26 protein-coding genes and 2 pseudogenes are annotated in these 19,137 nt (G+C 51.1%); 2 read left to right on the forward strand and 26 right to left on the reverse strand.

The window, feature by feature from the left end; all coding sequences use genetic code 11:
* Nucleotides 1-217: 217 nt before the first annotated feature.
* Both OGY18_RS12965 and OGY18_RS12970 read right to left on the reverse strand, forming a co-directional pair.
* Nucleotides 218-616, reverse strand: a pseudogene (locus OGY18_RS12965) (phage antirepressor N-terminal domain-containing protein); the annotation flags it as partial.
* Nucleotides 617-689: 73 nt separating this feature from the next.
* Complete coding sequence (locus OGY18_RS12970) at nt 690-863, reverse strand: Arc family DNA-binding protein (protein ID WP_286553253.1); 174 nt, start codon at nt 861-863, stop codon at nt 690-692.
* A 112-nt stretch (nt 864-975) separates the two neighbouring features.
* On the opposite strand from OGY18_RS12970, the pseudogene OGY18_RS12975 reads away from it, so the two are divergent.
* Nucleotides 976-1,116 (forward strand): annotated as a pseudogene (locus tag OGY18_RS12975) (Arc family DNA-binding protein); the annotation flags it as partial.
* A gap of 110 nt (nt 1,117-1,226) precedes the next feature.
* On the forward strand, nt 1,227-1,577 hold the full coding sequence (locus tag OGY18_RS12980) for a hypothetical protein (protein WP_070802476.1): 351 nt from the start codon (nt 1,227-1,229) through the stop codon (nt 1,575-1,577).
* 33 nt (nt 1,578-1,610) lie between these two features.
* Here OGY18_RS12980 and OGY18_RS12985 read toward each other — a convergent pair whose 3' ends face one another.
* From OGY18_RS12985 to OGY18_RS13100, 24 genes are all read right to left on the reverse strand, one after another.
* The gene (locus OGY18_RS12985; RefSeq protein ID WP_286553258.1) at nt 1,611-2,291 is read right to left on the reverse strand and encodes a DUF7424 family protein; all 681 of its coding nucleotides are present in this window, start codon (nt 2,289-2,291) and stop codon (nt 1,611-1,613) included.
* A 95-nt stretch (nt 2,292-2,386) separates the two neighbouring features.
* Nucleotides 2,387-3,331, reverse strand: coding sequence for a hypothetical protein (locus OGY18_RS12990; protein ID WP_286553286.1), 945 nt, complete (start codon nt 3,329-3,331; stop codon nt 2,387-2,389).
* Nucleotides 3,331-3,666 carry a hypothetical protein gene (locus OGY18_RS12995; protein ID WP_137398724.1) on the reverse strand — a complete coding sequence of 112 codons (336 nt, stop codon included), beginning with the start codon at nt 3,664-3,666 and terminating at the stop codon, nt 3,331-3,333. Before OGY18_RS12995 ends, OGY18_RS12990 begins: the two co-directional genes overlap by 1 nt.
* 12 nt (nt 3,667-3,678) lie before the next feature.
* Nucleotides 3,679-4,485: a phage baseplate protein gene (locus OGY18_RS13000; RefSeq protein ID WP_163449129.1), complete on the reverse strand. Its 807-nt coding sequence runs from the start codon at nt 4,483-4,485 to the stop codon at nt 3,679-3,681.
* The gene (locus tag OGY18_RS13005) at nt 4,485-6,281 is read right to left on the reverse strand and encodes a phage tail tape measure protein (protein ID WP_163449130.1); all 1,797 of its coding nucleotides are present in this window, start codon (nt 6,279-6,281) and stop codon (nt 4,485-4,487) included. The genes OGY18_RS13000 and OGY18_RS13005 overlap by 1 nt, the downstream gene beginning before the upstream one ends.
* Nucleotides 6,268-6,426, reverse strand: a complete 159-nt coding sequence (locus OGY18_RS13010) for a hypothetical protein (RefSeq protein WP_019076900.1) — start codon at nt 6,424-6,426, stop codon at nt 6,268-6,270. Before OGY18_RS13010 ends, OGY18_RS13005 begins: the two co-directional genes overlap by 14 nt.
* An 8-nt stretch (nt 6,427-6,434) precedes the next feature.
* Nucleotides 6,435-6,848, reverse strand: coding sequence for a hypothetical protein (locus tag OGY18_RS13015; protein ID WP_286553263.1), 414 nt, complete (start codon nt 6,846-6,848; stop codon nt 6,435-6,437).
* Nucleotides 6,849-6,856: 8 nt separating this feature from the next.
* On the reverse strand, nt 6,857-7,288 hold the full coding sequence (locus tag OGY18_RS13020) for a hypothetical protein (RefSeq protein ID WP_019076901.1): 432 nt from the start codon (nt 7,286-7,288) through the stop codon (nt 6,857-6,859).
* Between the two features lie 10 nt (nt 7,289-7,298).
* Nucleotides 7,299-8,801 (reverse strand): DUF3383 family protein, encoded by a 1,503-nt coding sequence (locus tag OGY18_RS13025; protein WP_286553264.1) that lies wholly within the window; start codon nt 8,799-8,801, stop codon nt 7,299-7,301.
* Nucleotides 8,802-9,290 carry a phage neck terminator protein gene (locus tag OGY18_RS13030; protein ID WP_286553266.1) on the reverse strand — a complete coding sequence of 163 codons (489 nt, stop codon included), beginning with the start codon at nt 9,288-9,290 and terminating at the stop codon, nt 8,802-8,804.
* Nucleotides 9,287-9,643 carry a hypothetical protein gene (locus OGY18_RS13035; RefSeq protein ID WP_286553267.1) on the reverse strand — a complete coding sequence of 119 codons (357 nt, stop codon included), beginning with the start codon at nt 9,641-9,643 and terminating at the stop codon, nt 9,287-9,289. The genes OGY18_RS13030 and OGY18_RS13035 overlap by 4 nt, the downstream gene beginning before the upstream one ends.
* Nucleotides 9,640-10,212: a phage virion morphogenesis protein gene (locus tag OGY18_RS13040; RefSeq protein WP_286553268.1), complete on the reverse strand. Its 573-nt coding sequence runs from the start codon at nt 10,210-10,212 to the stop codon at nt 9,640-9,642. Before OGY18_RS13040 ends, OGY18_RS13035 begins: the two co-directional genes overlap by 4 nt.
* 20 nt (nt 10,213-10,232) lie before the next feature.
* Nucleotides 10,233-10,595: a DUF4054 domain-containing protein gene (locus tag OGY18_RS13045; RefSeq protein ID WP_019076905.1), complete on the reverse strand. Its 363-nt coding sequence runs from the start codon at nt 10,593-10,595 to the stop codon at nt 10,233-10,235.
* A 14-nt stretch (nt 10,596-10,609) separates the two neighbouring features.
* Nucleotides 10,610-11,578 carry a major capsid family protein gene (locus tag OGY18_RS13050; protein ID WP_001767245.1) on the reverse strand — a complete coding sequence of 323 codons (969 nt, stop codon included), beginning with the start codon at nt 11,576-11,578 and terminating at the stop codon, nt 10,610-10,612.
* A gap of 3 nt (nt 11,579-11,581) precedes the next feature.
* Entirely contained in the window at nt 11,582-12,073 is a 492-nt protein-coding gene (locus tag OGY18_RS13055; RefSeq protein WP_143425718.1) for a structural cement protein Gp24, read from the reverse strand.
* A gap of 2 nt (nt 12,074-12,075) precedes the next feature.
* On the reverse strand, nt 12,076-13,221 hold the full coding sequence (locus tag OGY18_RS13060) for a DUF2213 domain-containing protein (RefSeq protein ID WP_024167002.1): 1,146 nt from the start codon (nt 13,219-13,221) through the stop codon (nt 12,076-12,078).
* Nucleotides 13,222-13,224: 3 nt separating this feature from the next.
* Entirely contained in the window at nt 13,225-14,076 is an 852-nt protein-coding gene (locus OGY18_RS13065) for a phage head morphogenesis protein (RefSeq protein ID WP_286553273.1), read from the reverse strand.
* Entirely contained in the window at nt 14,067-15,356 is a 1,290-nt protein-coding gene (locus tag OGY18_RS13070; protein ID WP_286553275.1) for a phage portal protein, read from the reverse strand. The genes OGY18_RS13065 and OGY18_RS13070 overlap by 10 nt, the downstream gene beginning before the upstream one ends.
* On the reverse strand, nt 15,356-16,774 hold the full coding sequence (gene terL / locus OGY18_RS13075) for a phage terminase large subunit (protein WP_181549051.1): 1,419 nt from the start codon (nt 16,772-16,774) through the stop codon (nt 15,356-15,358). The genes OGY18_RS13070 and terL overlap by 1 nt, the downstream gene beginning before the upstream one ends.
* Nucleotides 16,740-17,738: a terminase small subunit gene (locus OGY18_RS13080; RefSeq protein WP_286553277.1), complete on the reverse strand. Its 999-nt coding sequence runs from the start codon at nt 17,736-17,738 to the stop codon at nt 16,740-16,742. Before OGY18_RS13080 ends, terL begins: the two co-directional genes overlap by 35 nt.
* 62 nt (nt 17,739-17,800) lie before the next feature.
* Entirely contained in the window at nt 17,801-17,998 is a 198-nt protein-coding gene (locus OGY18_RS13085) for a hypothetical protein (protein ID WP_072667363.1), read from the reverse strand.
* Between the two features lie 66 nt (nt 17,999-18,064).
* Nucleotides 18,065-18,229, reverse strand: a complete 165-nt coding sequence (locus tag OGY18_RS13090) for a YnfU family zinc-binding protein (RefSeq protein ID WP_215532526.1) — start codon at nt 18,227-18,229, stop codon at nt 18,065-18,067.
* A gap of 162 nt (nt 18,230-18,391) precedes the next feature.
* Nucleotides 18,392-18,916 carry a DUF2514 domain-containing protein gene (locus tag OGY18_RS13095; RefSeq protein ID WP_286553280.1) on the reverse strand — a complete coding sequence of 175 codons (525 nt, stop codon included), beginning with the start codon at nt 18,914-18,916 and terminating at the stop codon, nt 18,392-18,394.
* On the reverse strand, nt 18,895-19,137 hold a 243-nt coding region (locus OGY18_RS13100), incomplete at its 5' end, for a glycoside hydrolase family protein (RefSeq protein WP_286553282.1). The genes OGY18_RS13100 and OGY18_RS13095, both read right to left, overlap by 22 nt.

Here is a 19,137-nt window from a genome sequence, read left to right on the forward strand (position 1 = left end):
GAAGCTGGGTTGGTTATCTGTAACTGGTGAACGACCTACATCACCATGTAGCCAATTTCTCTGCCAGAAGGTCTCGCTTAATAACTATCCAGCCGCTTTTACGCAGACCGCTTAGTATCTGCTCAACTTTACCGACAAACATGTCTGACCCGATGCGCTCGATACTCTCAACCTGCCCATCGCGAATACGGAGATGGAGATCAATATTCATCATGTCGATTGCTGGTTCCATGCTGCGCGGGTTCGTCACCTGCCCCTTCGTCCAGTATTCGTACAGAACATCGTCGCACTCCTCTTGGTAACGAATAACGCGCTCGCGAATCTCCGGGCGAACTTTGTTAGGGCTGATGGTGTTAAGCCAGGCTGCCAGCTTGCGGAGAGCAAGGCAGATCATCTTTTGCACGCCTCCAGCTGTGGGTATTGTGATTTCCACAACCCCTTTAGCAAAGCGTGATTTCAGTTTTGTGAATTGCGATGCCCAGTCCATGCCCATGCCATCGATAATGGGGCGCATTGGTGTGTATGGCTCGCCGTTGTGGTTAACAACATACAACTCAGATCCGTGGAATGGTACGTTGATAGTGCAAACTGTTGGGTTTATTGCTAAATTAGTCATGTCGATATTTCCTGTGCGGTTATTTTCGATAGAGGCCCGGTTAGTGTTAGCGCACTTCCGGGCTTCGCTGTTTTTACCGTGCATTGGCACGTTCCTCGCGAAGGCTTTTAGCCAGCCTCTGCACTATTGCAGAGTTGATCGAGATGCCGTCCATTTCTGCCATACGGCGAATTTCTTCCTTCATCTGCTCTGGCAAGCGTAACTGAAAGCTCTCACTTTTTCGGCCCGTGTAAATCATGTTGTGCATTGCGACCTCTTTTTAATGACACCAAATTGGAACCACCACCAATTTAACACCATTTAAGATGATGTCAAGTAGGTGCTATGATGATATCAATTTGTATCATGAGGAGTCCGTGGTGAGTAAATTCCCTAGCCAAGAAATGGATAGATTTAATGTTCGACTGCCCAATGGAATGCGTGACGCCATCGCCGAACGAGCAAAACGTAATGGCAGATCCATGAACTCGGAAATAGTCCAAATCCTTGAAGATGCTCTATATGGGAAGCATTCGCCAGACGATCCCCTAGGAGACAAGTTAAGATACGCTATAGACAAAGCAATTGACGATGTACTGAAGGACTATTGACTAACTAATAAGGGCGTTCTATGAAATTGACCGCAGAGCAATTACGCGATGGATGTCAGTGGCTATCAAGAGAACTGACTCGACTCGAACAACTTAACCGACCTCTTTCGATTGATGAATTCTTTGACCTCTCCGAGGACGAGAAATTTATCAACACTATGTTTGAAAAATATGGACATTTTATCCTTGGCCTCCACCTGCTAGATCACCGAAGTGAGCACTGTAATAAAGAACTAATTGCATACATGGAAAATGCCCTTAGCCGTTACTCGAACGTTATTACAAGAGACACCTATGGCGTAGTTGATAATGCCTACCTGCTAGCAATCAATGTTCTGTTCGACATTTCTCGTGAAGCTGATGAGATGTAACAGAAAGCCCACCGAAGTGGGCTTCGTACATAATTACTTCATGCCATCCATAAACCATGCAGAGCGATTTTTAATGTCGGAAAAAAGCATTGATGTTGTGACATTAGATAGCGTCAAAGGAACCACTTTCCCCGCGCCAATTTCTATATCGTTTGCGACAATTACAGGGTCTTGCCCTATATAGACCCCAACAAAACTCGCTGTAATTGTTTTATCGGTGTCATTCGTTAAGTTAAGAGATAAAGATACATCTGAAGGAGAAAAGCCTCCTGCAATGCTTGGTTTTTTCCTCGCCTGATCAAGCTTTTGCTTTAATTTTTGACCAAATGCGACATAAGCAAAATTTTTCTCAGTGTCACGCAAAACCCTGATTTGGCTTGTTGTATCAGTTACCTTGTTGGCAGGCCCGTAAGCAATAGGGACTGAGAATGATGCAAAACTATTGAATTTCTTCTGAAAACACTCTTTAAACTCACTTTCAGGAATAATTTGTGCTATTTCATTCTTGGCATCAACTAATCCTTTAGATGGTTGGCGAGAATCCTCGTAGCTATTGCAAGCGGGAACTTCAACATATAGGTCCGCAGATCCTGTTTTAAGTTCACTCCCCAGCAATCCTGACAGGGGTATTGATGCTCCCATATCAATTTTGCAACCACTCAACGCCAGTGCTACTGAAGCCGCCACAAATCCCATTAGTATTTTTTTATTCATCTAACCACTCCTTTGCAAAAGTAGATCGATGTTAGCACTATCAAAGAAACCCATTACATACATTAACTTACAAAAAGAAAGATATTTGACGCCTATCAAGAAACCACTTTGTAACTCCCCGCTGGCTGACACACCACCTTCTGATACCAGGCTGCCCCGTTGTTCTGCCCGCTGGTTTCAATCTGGTATATCTTATAAACCCCGTTTAACGCAGGGTTCGTCACGCTTTCAACAGCGCAAAGCCCACCGATCACCAGTGTAGGATTCAGTTTCGTGTCGAATACTATTTGCCCTTTCGATGATTTGGGTAAGGTGCTCGAGTCGGTGTCTTTTTTGCCTGCCGGATCGGTATCAGGTTCATTGGTTGGCGTTTCCCCCTTCTTCCCGCCGTCATCCTGTGCGCTGATTTTGGTTGACTGAGGCGTATTTAGCAGACCGCTTCGCGCATTCACGACCGGAATGTTACCCGATGTAACCTCATTAGCCTTGAGGATGTGGACGCGCTCATCTTTGATGAAAAATGACTCGTCAGGTGCAAGGGTATCGGTAAGAATTTTACTGGAACTACCTACCAGAACCTTCGGCCTGATGAGTGCTTGTTGCTTCGTCACAGAGCCTTTTTTCGTGTTTGGCATATCCTGCAAGACAGAATCGACGACCTGATCTTTCCCGCGTACCGTGCGCGATGTGAAGGCGTTGATATAGTCGTGACCGCCATCTTCGCATTCAAGGCTGACTATATGGGTAGCGCCCTCTCGCTTTACTGCTCCGCTTTTAACCGAACCCTGAAACACCTGGCGCAGCTTGCCGTCGTAACCAACCTCGAGGCGAACGGGGATATACTTCTCTTCATCTTCGGACTTGAGCAATTGCAGACGCGTGGAGGGCTTTAGCCCGTTGATGGACACACTCAGCTTGCCGAGTGACTTCTTGTCCACGGTTTCCAGCGCCTTGAATGACACGGTGATCGGTGGCTCGATAACCACTGCTTGATTGCCGATCCCCACCGTCAGCCGATAGTCACGGTAAAAAGTATCCATCACGGCACGTCTCCCCCGCGAATATCAATCATCTCTTCCGGCGTGACCAGATACAATTCGATGCGCCCACTGGCGAAGTCATCAGCCCGATACGGGTCAATGCCGCTGCCGTCCGTCGCCTTGGTCATAATATCGAAAGGCCAGTTTTTGTGACGAAAATGCAGCGTTGCCAACGACAGTTTCACGCCGTCGATGTAATCACCGTTGTACTCCACGCGCATTTTCCACATTTCTACTGTGGGCAGATATCGAATAGTGACCACAGCCTCACCACGGTCAAAAATCAGAACATGCCGCTGGATAGGTTCGTCAGTGATGTTAGTTATCGGATCCATACGTTGATCTCATTAGAATAAAGATTTCGCCGCCCCTTTTAACGAGGTCATGACTGATTTTGACTGGCTGGTCCCGTTACTTTTTTTAGAATTATCAGCGGGCGTCTGCGCCCCCTTATTAGCAACGCCTGCCGTTTTTGATTTAGCAGCTGCCGAGGGGGATTTGAAATGCTGCTCAATCGCGGTGGTAGTCAGTTGCGTGAAGGTGATTTTTGTAAAACTGGCTTCAAACTTAGTTTCCATCGTTTGATTGTCGGTACTGATGATAAGGCCGCTTAATGCCATATTTTCATGAGTGCGATAATCCACCTCCACGGAAATAAGCTGCTTGCCGTAGTACACCCCCTCAATGAAGTCGAGAAATTGCTCACGTATACCTTTAGCGCCACCAGTAGACGGGTTGCCCACCAGCCCAAACAGGTCGGCTCCTTTATCAGCCAGGCGTTTTGCCTTTAAGATGGCCTGCTCTGCGCGATCGGCAATCTCATTCATTTTCTGCAACTGCTGCTGCGTCTTTGTGGGGATGTACTCCAGCACCTCGCCATACTTCGAATAATCTGGCATCAGGCTAAAAGAAGAGTTTGGTTTCGCATCGACATAGATATCGGCAACAACACCGCTGATTTTTATCGTCAGAGGGCCGTTGATGATATCGTCAGACGCGTTACTGCCATCCTCCAGCACGTCTACAGGAACCTGAGACGGGTATTCAGTAGCATCGCTCACTCGGGCAAACATTGAGAACCCGCCGATCCCTACCTTTTTAACAGTATCTTTGCCAGAAGATTGCGCCTGCATGAGGCCGTCTAGAATCCCCATTACCGACCTCCTCTGCCACTCAACCGGTTGGCATCCTTCATGTTTTGTTGCAGGCTATCTGCCGCAGTATTCCCGGCGACAACCGGATCGGATGTGTTGATGTGAATCGTGTTCTGCTGGCTGACGCTTGAATTGCTTGTCACGCCACCACCAGCGATCCCCACCGCAGCATTCATGCCGTAAGGAATACCACCAGGACTCATGCCGCCGCTACCGCCGCCAGTTACACCCTGCTGCGGTTCATCCTCACCGAACCCGAAGAATGACTTTGTCGCATTCCAGGCATTTGAAGCAGCGTTGCTGATAATATTGCTGATGTATTCCCCCAGCCCAGCAAAGATGTTTTTCGCCCAGTCAATAAAGGCCGTGAACGGTTTTTTCATCAGTTCAACGCCATTATCGAAGATTTTAACCACATCCCCCCATGCACCTTCAAAATCGCCCGTGACTAACTTCCATAGTGCTGAGAACATCAGCTTCGTGTTTTCGATTGCAGTAGTGAACACATCAACGACAAACGCGCCGGCATCGCCAAACACGTATTTAATCGCATCACCAACGACACCAAATGCACCAGTGATAAACGCTATGAGAGAATCGAAGAAATTCTGCGCATCGGTCATCGCATCCTGAAAATCACCCGTAAACGCACCTGTGATGAGATGCCATACGAACTTAAACATGGAGACGATTGCATTCGCCAGCGGCTTAAAAATATCTATTGCGTAACTAATGAACCCCATCAGCGCATCTTTTGCAGCCTTTAACGCTGGAACAATGTCGATCCCCCAGTTATCCCTGAAGAAGTCTGCGATAACGCTCTGGCCTCCCTGCATTGCCACCACCAGGTCGTCGATAACCAGCAAGACTCCAACGATTGCTGCAGTGATAAGGAGCACGGGAGAGAAAATAGTGGAGAGCACCGTTCGCAGCCCGATAGCCGCGATTTTCCATATCACAAACCCGGCTGTTGCCAATCCAATGAGAGGCAATAAGCGCCGTATCATGCCCGCTACTGAAAAAATGATTTCACCTAAATGATGCAGGCCATTTTTAATAAGGTCGGCGTTTGCGTGAAGCCACTCCCTCATACCGTCAATAATATCTTTCAGCATGGGAAGAAAACTTAGGGCTACCTGCGTCGATACAGAGCTGTAGCCCATCCGAAGATCTTTAAGGGATTTATTAAACTCGGCGGCGGCATCGGCCTGTTCTGTTGTTACAACACCCCAGTCATGCGCCTGTTGAAGTGATTTATCCAGTTCCTCGCGGCTAAGTGACAGCATCTGCACCATCGAACGGTCGATGCCCATTTTATCCAGTACGGAAAACTTCTCCGCCTGGCTCATGCCGCGCATTTTGTCTGATAACTCGGTGAATGTTTGCGTGGCGTCTTTAACATTGCCTTTGGCATCCTTGAACTGAAGACCCAGCCGCTTGCTAATATCAGCCATTTCACCTTCGCCAGTTGAAACAAACTCGCCAATCCTCATGGTCATTTCGCCGATGGAATCGGTCACTGCCTCCATGCTGGAGCCGTTAAGCTCTGCCACGCGTCCAAGCTCTTGCAGCCCTTCCACAGAAAGCCCGGTCTCGCGGTGGAACTGGACAAGGGGATCGAGGCCGTCAATGATAGAAGTAAACCATGCAGCCATCGTCCCAGCAGATCCCTGAATCGCGGTCCCAAGCCCGGCAAGCAAACCAATAGACGCTTTCAGATTCGCATTGAAGGTTTCCTGCGGCGCCAGATTACCGATAAAACCGAATTTGGTAATAAGCTCGTTAACTATCGCCATTCCGCGCCTTCTCCATCTCGTAGTGTTGAATGTCTGCGCTGATATTCTCGAACTCAAGCATGTCAAACAGCTCTGGTGTGTCTAATTTAACAAGTTCGTGATAGGGGCCGTATCCGGCCTTTGATAGCGCCAGATACATGCTCATGTCGTCGCTTATGTTCGAGGATTTAACGTAAATTTCTGAACGTCTGGAGCTTCTGAACGTGAGTTCATATTGCTCCCGCCCATAAAAGGCAGGCTGATAACCTGAAGCGCTGTTGTGATTAGCATGACGTAATCACCAGGGTAGGATCCGAAGTGTTCCGGCTGTTTGGACAGTTGCACACCGTCAAACAGAACGTAATCGAACATCAGGCGTTCAATTTCCTCGAATCGCTCTGAGTCCAGAAACTCAAGAGACTGCCGCGATAACTCAGAGGCAATGCCTGTGAAGAAGGCAAAAACCTTGCGGCGTTTTTTGTGCGTCATCGCTGCAAAGTCGTAGCGGTTGCCGTTAATCTCAGCAAAACCGTCATCGTAGACCGCCTTGATCATCTCGAGTGCTTTTTTCTGCTGTTCTTTAGACATATCTGGCCTTATACGTTACGCACGACATTGCGGTACTCAATGGTGTATTCCATTAGTGCGTTAACGTCCTGGTTGTTTTTGGTTTGCGTCGGTTGTGTAGTGATAGAACCGGCCTGTAGATCGTAGGTTTCCTTCAGTGCCGCGCCGTCGCGCACGAACGACTCTTTAACTGAGCCGTTAAAGACAACGGGGATCGCGGCGTTACGCTGCTGGTTAAGCCAGATATCATCGTTAGAAAATTTCTGGACACGTATCACCATCACATGCACCCCGGCATCAACACGCCCGGAGATTGTGACGCCGTTATTCGCACTATTGGCGCGGCTTGTAAGCGGATTAGATGGCGTCAGCGTGACGTAGTCCCCCGCAGCGATATCCGTGATGATTCGCCCATTCAGAACGATGGTCGCGGTATCTGCACTGATAACAATCTGAGACATTTACCGCTCCTTATTTATTGAAATTGATGATGATATCGGCACTGTGAACAGCACCAGCATTCTTCACTGCTACCTGAACAACCGGGGATTTGCGTTCCTGCCTGTCTGCGGTTGACTGCTCTTTCAGGTCACCGGCCAGCACGTAATACCCGTTTTGCTCGATATTTCGCAGAAACATATCCCGATCCCCGAAGAAGTCAGGCAGCGTCCAGGTACCCGGATTGAACACCCCAGCCTTCACAAACCCATGCGTGGTTTTCTCTACACAGTCCTCTAACTGATCAACGCCATAATAGGTTTGTGGGACTTTAGTCGGCGTGGTTTTAAGGAGGTTGAAGGAATCCGTCTGCACTGCGTCAACGTAGGCCATCAGGTTATAGACGTTGTCGACAAAATCATTAGCACCGCTCGACAGCACGCAGGGAACGTCTTTAATCGTGGTGTAGATGTCGAGACCTACACGCTTCGCTTTGTCGATCTCCGTCTGCTCATAACTTTCGGCCGGCACGTTCATCGTTTTGAGGTGCAAAGTGATTGCAGTGCGTTCTCCGTTGAAATTAACGGTATGCGTGCGCGCCATATAGCTAACACCAAATTTCCGGTTGCCTGCTTTGCTGTAGAGCATGCGGAAATTACTCTGGCTGGCGAGTGTTACTGCCCATGCCGGGTTAGTCGGATCAACTTCCAGAGCTGCCGAACCGGTAAATGTCTCATACACGATTACCGCGTTCGCTTTAGCCCATGAAGCGATCAACGGCACCTGCGCATCGAGAATTTTGTTGATGAAGGCCGCGCCTTTTACGTTGACCTGCGCTTTGAGTTTGCTGAGAGATTCCAGTTGTGTTTCCGGTGAAATCTCAGTTGATGCGCTACCGTTTACCAGCGAAGCGCCGGAACCCTCCGCAACCGCCAGCAGATCGCCAATAAAAGAGCCACCATCCAGCACTGTCGGATAACCAACAACAGAGTTAGTCCCTGTCGATTTGCTGGTAATCGCTATACGGCTGCCATCAAAAACAACCGATGCAACATCTGGCGTAATTTTCGCCTGGATTTGGGCGATGACATCTGCCAGTGTCGTCGCCGTCATGCCATTAATTTCAGTCACATCGTGCTTAGTGCCGTCAATCTCAATACTGAATGACCAGTCAGACTTCTCGCGTAACGCTGGCAGTACGACTGCCTGAGAAATCTCACCGCCACGCAGTACACCGCTGGTCGCAGGCAGCGTTTCCCCGGCAGCGTTCCAGTAACCGACGATCAGCGTGCCGCCCGCGGATACCGGGTTAGGACTGGTCCCGAAAAACACATTCGCAAAAGCTGCGGTGACTGAAGAAGCCCCCCAGTCCTGTTCGACAGCAGATGCGCTTTTGTATGAACGCCAGCGTTCAGCAGTGCTCAATACCCCCGTCTGGCTGGTCAGAATTGCGCAAACGTTGATGTTATCTCGCGCCGCCGCCCGTCCCTCTTCGAGAAGCGTCACATTAATGACGTTATTAATTGATGCCGACATTTACTTGTCCTCTAAAAATTGAAACTGCGGCGTATCGATGCGCAGTGTCTGCACGTCCCGCGCAGGGGCATACTGAACATTGAAACTCAGGTGAACACGGTTGCCGTGGGACTGTCCCAGAAGTTGCCCCACATCGATGATGTTTGAGACGGCCATGATGGTAAGTGAATGCGTGCGGCGCAGTTCGTTCGCGTGCTGGCTTTCACTCAGCATCAGGAAGCTTTCAGCGTTGACGTAAGCCTTATCCCCGTAAAACTCCAGGACAATCGCATGGCTCACTGAGGCGCTAAAAGTCATCACTTCAGCGTCACCATTAAAGCCCTGGCCCCGGGCCAGCACTGATTGCGGTAGTGAGCCATTTACCACGACATAACTTGTGGAAAAGTCGGACGCCTGTACGTTCCGACGGTCGAACTTGATCAGCTGCTCGTCGTAGCCCAGAAGGTCACGCACGAAACGCGCGACCGCTTTCAGGTGGGGTTGTGTCATGGCGTTGGCACCAGTAGCGGGAGCCGGGTTTCCTCGGCGATGACAGCGCAGAATCCGTAATCAATAAAATCGGCCTGGGACACGACTTTGTAATCCTTGCCTCCCTTCTCAATAAACTGACCGGTTTCAATTTTCAGCCGTGCATGAATCAGCAGATATTCTTTCGACCAGTCCAGGCTATCCAGCGTCAGATTCTCTTTGTTCGCACTTTGCACCACCGCCAGAATGTCCTGGCTGCTAACAGTCACGGACGGTTCAAAATCGATGGTGGTTTCAGTACGGGTTTTGAGTTTTACAGGCTGTTCCCAGCCGATTAACGCGTCGCTCATATCAAGGTCTGATAAGTCGCTCACTTACGAACCTCCCACGTTATGGCACCACGCAGGGCGCCTGTATCAATTAACGGCGCAGACGATCCTTTAGCCTTTTTAGTTGCAGCAGTGATATCTGGCCACGTGCCATACCCAGCAGTCTCAAAGGCCTTCACGCTGATATTTCGCGCCGTCGCGCCTATCAAATTTAATGCGGTGTCAGCATCCATACGCCCGGAGCCTACGGCTTCACAGGCCTTTTCGATTGCCCGGTTAATTTCCGACTTTTTGAGGGTGAAAGGAGCGCGAAGAAAGGATCGTTCAGGAATCGTTATCTTGTGAGCCGCTGTAAATCCGCTAACCGGACCCATGAAGGTATTGCGGGTAAACGTAGCTTTTCCACCGGTTGCCATATACCCCGTCCCGCCAGGGTGATCGATTTCAGCACCGAACTCGTGAACCGCCCCGATCTCAATTATCGATGTTCCGTCATCGTGGGTTTTATTTCCCACCTTGCCCGCTGGCAAACCTACTGCAACGTAATGCGTTTTCATCGCCTGCAGGTTCTTCAGGTATTCGGTGGTAAGCTTTAGCGTTTCTTCCGGAGTCATAAAAAACCACTCCCTGATAACTACCGTATTGCCAGTACATGCACACCTACCAGCTTACGAAGCCTCAGGTACTCCTGACCGAATGAGCTTGAGCCGTATCCATCATGGCTGGCCCCAAACCCGGCATCGGGCGCAGAGTAGCCCAGAGACACACCTGCAACGGATCGGCTGGTGATTGTCTGTAGGGGTTTCCCGTTACTACTTCCGGAGGGAGTGAGCGCGCCAGCCGCATACAGCAGATGCGCCGCTAAAGCATGAAGCCCTTGCTCGTAGAGCTTGTTCCACACCTTGCGGCTCATCTGGTTAGCTGCATCCTGTAGCGCCCCCTCTATGCGTGCAGGGGCAACACTGGCGAACTCGGGGTAACGAACGGTGAATTCCATGCTACCCCCTGTGATTACTCTGCCGGAGAGGATTTGTAATCCACATACACCCCGGACTGCGGCTGTTTCCACATCGCGCCACCGAAGGCAGAGCGATAACCACACTCATAGGTCAGCAGATCACGCTGTCGTGCTGCCAGCAGTTCTGGCATATGCACTTCCATTTCGATGTAATCGGCTTCGTAGGTGTAGATTGCCAGGCGGGTTTTACCCGATTTGATACCTACCGCGTAATTGCTCGGGACTTTCACGAAAGTAATGTTGAAAGACTCATTACCAGAAGCCTTACGCAGCGCCGCCATAATGCGATCCATCGCCGCAATCGGGAGCAGGTCAGTACCCACAACAATCGGATTCGGGTCGAATTTCTGCATGGCGAGCATAAAGTCGCTGGCGTCCATGGCGATATGCGTTGGCTGGATACGATAGCCGGATTTGCGCCATGCCGCGTTATAAGCATCCAGCACCAGTTTCACGAACCCATCAGAGGTCATTTCGGCAATGGTTTTGCCTGACGTGTCGGTGATAAGCTGTACTTTCGTCCCTGTCAGCAACCCTTCCTGACCTTTAACGCCGCGATGGCCGACGTAACCGGCATACTGAATGGTAGCGAGGGCGTTGGCATACAGATCATCCTGCTTTTTGGTCTGCAGGTTGATGTTCAGACGTGCGATCTTCTCCAGTTCCTGCTGAGTCCAGGTTGCAGCTTTAGCCCACTGGCCAACAGGCGCTTTCAGCCATTCGATTTCACTATCAATGGTTTTCAGGCTGTTGGTTTTGTTACCAATGATGCCGTCTTTAACCGACCCGACCACTTCTGACACGCCGAAATCCACATATTCCAGAGAAAAATCCAGGCCGTCTTTAACCGGGAGGGCTTCACCGATGTTGATCTCTGGAAGTTCTTTTTCTTGCAACTGCATATCACGCTCAGTTAGCGCTTCCTGCAGCACTTCTTCGAAATCTGCTGATTCCATAGGCATTGGTTATGCTCCTTCCGTCTGCTGAACTGCCTGTTGTACGTAGCCCAGGGTGATAGCCACGCAGTTATTACCCGCGCTCACATCTTCCACCCAGTAACCCAAATCAATATTTCCGGCTGCTTCTGTCGTCACCTTTCCGGCATCGGCACCCGTCGCCACGATGTAAGCCGCCGCGCCACGAGTAAAATCAGCGTCATCGACTGTCAGCGCGCCAACACAATCGCCGTGGGAAAAATGCCCTACGTTGACCTGCTTATTGTGCGGTGCACCATCACCGTAAATGTCGCGCACCACAATCCCGTGAATGCGTTTGCCAGCTGCGAGAGGCATCACGCCGCCGTCCGGGTTGACAGCTACGAACGTGCCGTAGGGCAATTTCGTTTCGGTCAGGTTCTCTTCCCCCCAGACTTTATCGTTAGAGCTGGAGGCGCGTTTGATTGAACCTGGTTTAATAGTGCCGTCGGCACCATCCCAGTCAGTAAATCCGAAAGCCATAGTTATTTACCCCCAAGGCGTTGAGTTGCGGTTTTAGTGCTTTTGTTCGCGGAGTCGTTAAACAGATGAGCACCGATTTCACTGCGTGGCTTCGAGGTGGCTTGAATAGCCGCATATGCCGCGCGGACTTCGCTGTCAGTCATTGCTTTGACCTCAGCATCGTTAAATGCTTTAGTGCTCACCAGTACGGCGGCACGCACGTCACGCGCTGATTTGGCATCATTGAAGCTGACTTTAGGGAAGCGGGCTTTCGCGTCTGCCAGTGTGGTGCTGGTTTCGTTGCCGGATTTCAGCTGCTCCAGTTCTTCTTCCAGCGCTTTAACCTTCGCTTTCAGATCGGCGTTTTCGGTTTCCAGCGCAGTGATTTTCGCGTCCTTGTCGTCACCACCAGCGGCAGGATCTTCATCGTTCGGCGATGGTGCCCCCGTCATGCCTTCCAGTTGAGTTTTAAGGTCAGCGAGTTGCGCCAGCACTTCCTGAGCCTTTGCCGTCGCCTCGTCAGTCCCTTGCCCCTGGAGTTCTGCCAGTGCTTTTTCCAGCGCGGCGATCATGCCGACCAGTTCGTCAGGAGTTAGCGCTGCACCGTCCGCATCCTTCAGTTTTTTGCCCTTCAGGAAACTCAGGGCGTCAGTTAATGTTTTGAACATCGGCTTACCTTTTTTGTCGTTTAACTTACACTGAGGCCCGTAGCGCCCCTCTGCCACGCCCGCGACATGATTGCCGCGAATGTTGATGTGGTAATACTTACCGCCCCTTTCCTCGAGTTCAGCAGGCTCATATCCAACGGATACTTCACGAATCCCCGTTTCTTCCAGCGTCTTAATTGCAACGGCATCCGTCAGAAAAACGTCGCAGACCACCTCACCACCCTCGATACGGGTATTGGCGATATGACCGGATGCTTTGTCTTTGTGGTCTGCTGCGGTGACTTCCCCGTCGTCGGGGTGCGTTATGGTGAACGGGAGGCCATTGAATGAAGCGAGTGTTTCAGGTTTTGATAATTCGTCGAGGGTGCGGACAACGGTGATTTTTTTGTTGGCATCGCTGCCAGTTAATCCCAGTTCGTGACCGTAATATTCAATCGGCCCTGCGCGGGTGATCGTCGCAGTGGTAATCACATACCCCTGCGGTGTTCGTTTCCACTTCATTGATTAATCCCATGAGACGTAAGGGAGGGCCAGGCATCGGCATTGGTAATCCTCGCCGGGTTTACCGATGAATGCCCCGATGGTTGAGCGTTTCTTCCACGTTTTTCCGCCGTCGTCTGAGTAGACCGTCGGATCGGAGTATTTACAGAGCATGCCGTTTAACGCGGAATGACTGTCGCGCTCCCGTTCGTCGCCAGTGCCGCCCCACTCATACAGGTCAAGGCCAAGAGCCACATTGCGCGCTTCAGTCAGGTCTGCGTTCAGTTTTGAGGTCTGGTCGCGAGCGATGAACCTTGCACGATTGCGGGTGACCTCCCCACGCTCCTTAATCAGGTCAATGAGGTTTTCATGGCGACCACCGTCTTTCATGTTCTCGAAAACCGCCGCGCCGATATCGTGGATAAAGTCGGTATGGATGGAGGTGATCAGGTCAACGTTGTCACTTAGTGCCTTTTCCATTTCTGGCTTTATCGCGCCATCGCCGAGCATCCCGGTCAGGTCAATCCCAAAAGCCTGAGAGAAAGTGCGCTGCGTCTGCTCTTTGTTCTGCAGGTTTGCCCGCGCAACGAACCCGGCAGAGAGTCGGGCGGCGACCTCCTGAATTGAAATGCTCGCTAATCGCTGCATGACTGCCGCAAGGCGCGCTGTAATCGACAAAGGAGTAGTATCGGGTGCATCGGTGAGTGTGGGCTTGTCCAGCTCATCCAGGAGTGTCTGAAGCATGCTATCGACAAACTCAATCAGCCTGTCTCGATACCAGACCTCTGCGCGCTTGCTGGCGGTTGGTGGCCGCATCCGTCGGCGTCGTGGTTTAAGATGCCCCTGTTTGCGCTCCAGCAGCTGTTTCAGGTCCATGTGCCACTCCCTGCGACAATCGCCTTAATTTCTGCTTCGGTGACTGTCTTCAGTACGCCCCGGTTTACCATCTCCCTGATGGCGACCTCTTCCGTCAGGATTGAACCCGTTACCAGCGTATTAAATCCGGTGGCATACTGGCTAAACCGGTTAGCTTCGTCAGCCTCGTTAATGCTGTCGATTGTCGGGTATTCGTAAGTAAGGCTTTCCGTAATGGCGAGTTTATCCAGCGTGAACTGGTCGGCGAAATCCTGCATAGGGCGAAGCCGGGACTCCTGCAGACCGTTAATCGTCTCGTAATAGGATTTATTGTCTTCCTCGCCGCTGCTGAACCCGCTGGCAGACTCACCAAACAGAACCGTTATGGGCCTGTCCAGCGCCCCGGCCAGTACAATCGCCATTTTGCTGATCACGTCAGACAGTCCGGTGAATTGCGCGTTCTTCTGCTCGTAACGCCCTTGAGCTGTTGTATCACCAGCGTCAATTAGCAGCAGCCCGGTCGAGGATTTAGTTTCCTTCATCACCCTGGCGTATTCGCGCACCTGCCCTTCCTGACCCGCTGCGATCTGGTTATTCATGCCGGGGATAAACAGCACATCGACGTTTGCCTCCTGGATGGTGTCACCGGTGCTGAGGATTGCGGTATCGAACGTTTTGATATGCTCGTAGGGCGCCTGAAGGTCTGACGTGCCAAACTTCGCCCGATCCTTAATGCTGTGATTACCCAGTTTTGTCCGGCAGCAGCGGGAGTGGTGAAACCTGAGTTGCTTTGTCCCGACATCAAGTTGATACGTCAGCGGCTCACCGAAACAGTCCGAACGTATGTCGGTAATGACATTGCTGTCCGGCGTGTACTCACCTTTACGGAACACCAGAAATTTAACGATATCTTCGCTCTGCAAATTGAGCGGCAAGGCGATCTGGTCATCGGCACAATCAGTGATAGCCACGATTAGCGAGTCGCCCAACAGAGAGGCCCATCCCAGCGCGCAGTGAAAGACTGCGTTTAATTTCAGTTCTTTTTCAGCGTCTGCGATGCGCTTGGTTATGGAGCTATCGACATCGCCAGAAAATTTACGGGGCAACTTCAGCATGTCGTCGGCGGTTTTGTTGATGTACTTTTTCACCACCCACGATTTTTTATACATCGCGAGCAGTTCTTTATCCGGCACATCGGGCTTACTGCTGCTATACCGCACCGCGCCGATCTTCTCGCCGAGTGAAGTCATTAAGCTAACCAGGCCATCATTCAGACGACCAACGATATTTTTTTTCGTCATTACATGATGTCCAGTGGGCTGAGTGTTTTTCTCTGATACAAATCGCGTAGCCCCTGCGTCATTGCATCGACAACGTCATCGTTCGCGCCGACAGGGAACGTGGTAATTTCCTCGACCGTCTCGGTGATCCACGGTGCGATGTCTTTATGGGGAAGGAAAACGTTACCCGCTTCCCATACAGCGGTGATCGCATGCGCACGGGCAACTTTGCTGCCGTCCGGTTCAACAGGAACAAGCCCCGCAACGGTGCTTTTCAGCGAATCAATAACCGCCGGTCCGTTGGCTTTGTCCTCCACCAGCTTCCGCAGGCCTTTGGGGTATTCGTCGGCCATGCGTTTAACGGCTTTCAGCGTTGCGGTAAAGCTCATGCGCGCGCGCACCTGGTGAAGCAGATAAGCATTGGCGCCTTTTTTACCCCATACCTGCCCGACAACGTAGTCGGTGCCCTCGCTGTCTTTGAAGGTCATATCCCAGCTATGGACGACAATATCGAAGTTGGTCGGCAAGTCTTTCGGGAGGTAATACTTGATCCACTCATCTTTGAAGATTGAGCCACCAGCCTGTTTTGGCGACTGCTGATACATCGCCGACCAGAAGTAATCCCCGAGAATGACTTTGGTTTCGAGCAACTTCTCTTTCGGGTGCAACTCCGGCACCAGCGCTTCGCCCTGCTCGTTGATTGCAGGGAACGCCAGCACCTTAGCGCGCGGCGTGATTTCCACTACACGCCCGGATAAGTCATCTGTCGCCCAGCGGGTCGCCATGATGATTTCGCCGCTGTTTTTCGACAGACGCGTTTTAAACGTGGAAACGTACCAGTTCCAGATAGATTTCTTAGTTGTCGGGCTAAGTGCTTCTTTGGCGTTTTTTATCGGGTCATCGATGATACCGAGATCGATTTTCTTACCCGTTAACGGGCCACCGACGCCCGCACAGACATACGTCCCTTTATGGTTGGCAATTCCGAATTCGTCGGTGTTGCGCTTCACCGCCACGCCATCAGCGGGCTTATTGCCCAGCCATGCTCCAGGGAATATGTTGCGGTATTCAGGTGTAGACATAATCCGCTGAACATCAGCGTTCATGTCTCCAGCCAGGTCAGCAGAATACGACAGCGCACCTACGCGCATTTCAGGATATTTTCCGAAGAAATACGCTGGCAGGTAACGCGAAACGATATCCGATTTACCATGCTGCGGCGGCGCACCGAGAATCAGTATCGGGCGCACTCCATTCATCATATCCAGCAGGAACTGATCCAGAGCGTCGCAAACCGTTTGCGAGAACTTGCTGGTTATATATTCGGGGTTGATGTACTGAATAAAGTCGTGAAGGCTGGCCCGGGCATTACGTCGTTTGAGTAACTCTGCCGCTGCTTCCTGCTTACTTACTAGCGATAATTGCGGCGAGCTGCTCATCAGTCAGATCCTCCGCGCTTACTGTGTGATTATGCTGTATGGGCTCACCATTCGGGCCACTTAACTCAGTTTTGGTTTTCAGCATGCCGAGGTGCTGCGCGACCATCTTCATAGCCTCATCCTGATTGCGGGTGATCATTTCAAGACCAAATTTGCCCTCTTTAATCCCGGCAAAAAGTCGGCGTTCTGCACCCTTCAAATCTCGCGTATCGTGGAAAACAGAACGGCTCAGACCAACGCCATTGCAGCGGGGGCAATCCGGGTTCGGGTCCAGTGTGCCGTCGTAGCCGTAGCCGCCCGTATCCTTAGGCTGTATGGCACCTTCCTTCCCCTTAACCTTTTCTTCCGCTTCCTCAAACTCAACTGCATCGCGCCACTGGTAGTTAAAACCGAGCCCCCAGCAGTAACGGCAACAGCCGCGGTGATGTTCAGTCAGTTGCGTAGCGTCTGCCGTCGCAATGTCCCACCACCATTTCAACACTTCGTCCTGCGTTACCTTCACTCTTCGCGAACGTTCATCCAGCGCGTCGCGGATTGCCTGGCTGACCTTAGCATTTCTTAGCAATCGAGAGGCGTTAACGTAAGCCGTATTGCCTTCGCCTTTGTAGCCAGCCCGCTTGTATGCAGCGGTCCTGTTCAGATCGAGAAGATACTCTTCGACAAACCTGATCTGCATATCGTTAAGGCCGTAATTGCGCAGGTTGAAGGGTTGCGCACTTTCCTGTATATCGGTCTGCGCATCAGTTGAGGATTGCTCATACTGCGCAGTGGTAGGGGCTTGTTCAGTCTGCGCATTGCGCACTTTCTTCTGCGCAGTTTTTTGCGCAGTTGGCTTTTTGATATAGCGCCGCGCAGATGTGTAATTCAGTCCCTGCGCTTCACACCAGTCTTTGGGGGAAATACCGGATTTAGCATGCTCGGCGAGGAACTGGTGTTGCAGTGCTCCCCAGTCCGGTTTTGCCATATCTGATCACCTGCCTGTTTGTCATTATCGCAGACACTCATGGAATGCCTGCTGTAATGCCGTTAGTCGTCAAGCTGCAATACACCGTGATCCAGTGAATCTGAGTAAGCGAGTAGTCCTTTATATTCGGGGATAACCTCACCATCATCAGCTTCGAACTCAGGGATTGTCCCGGTAGTGATAGTGTATTGTGGCTGGCCATCTTCTTTCGCGAATGCTGCCAGGTCTTCAATCTGCGTAGCTGTAAGAACTACTGTCATGCGCATACCTCAGTTGTTAAAAAGCCCCGCTATTGCGAGGCCTAGGGTTATTTGTATCGCGACCGACTACCTGTGAATGATAAAAAGCGATTTACACTTTGGGCAAAGTAATACCTGTTGCTGACGTACTTTCGTGGTCGACTGAGTAGATTTATGTCCACATATCGGACACGTGACAGTCATATTGGCTACAAGCCCAACACGCTGCATTGCGTAATCGAAGAATGACATGATGGCTGACCTTTTAATGAATGTGGTTTATCATACCGCATTCCGTTCAATTATTAACCAATTTCTGTCATCCAACTAGCAAATGTGGATGCATAATGTACTCATGCTCAACAGCCAGTACATGCTTATTCTCTTTCATCTGGCGACTGCTGATTGCGAAGCTCATTGTTGGCTATTTGACTCTCTCACCGAGTCATGAATCCGCTCACACGTCATTCCAGCGCGGTAGCTTTCGTCAGCTCGTCCAGCATAATATCGAGCTTCTTCTGCAAGGCGTCCGAGCATGTCGGCGAGCACTGCGGCGTCGGCTCCGGCTGTTTTGCTTCTGACGGCAGCGGCAAGATCTGCGGTGTGCTTTGCGGCGTCCAGGCGGGTAGCGAGTTTTGTTGCTTCGGTGCGCAGCTGGCTAACAGTGGCAGACAAGCCAGCAGCAGTGGCAGCAGATTTAGCGGCTTGTGCTTGTGCATCTTTTACAGCCTCATCACGGGCAATTATGCGCCCTTGTTCAATCCAGCGTGCGGCAGTCTGCGCGTTCGCTTCCTGTGAAGATTCCATGCTATTACGGTCAGCCCACTTCTTTTCCCAACCGCGGCTGCTCCATACACTACCCGCGATGAATGCAACGGCCACCAGCAGCGAAATGGCAATAAACTGATAGCGCAGGTTCACTGGTCTATCCCCCAGCATGCCAGCGCACTTTCCTGGTCCCGTCGCTCTACCTGCCCATAGCAGCCATTTTTCTGGCCTTTGGTCAGGCGACAATCGCGCCCGCCGTCTTTAATCCACCAGCGAATAGCATCACAGGCCCCTTTACGGTCGCCAGCATTGATGCGCTTATAGAACGTAGACGGGAAACATTTTCCGGGACCAATGTTGTAGGGGCAGAAAGACGCGATCCCGGCTTTCTG

Origin of the sequence: Citrobacter sp. Cpo142, assembly GCF_030332425.1 — a bacterium.
Lineage (GTDB): Bacteria > Pseudomonadota > Gammaproteobacteria > Enterobacterales > Enterobacteriaceae > Citrobacter > Citrobacter portucalensis.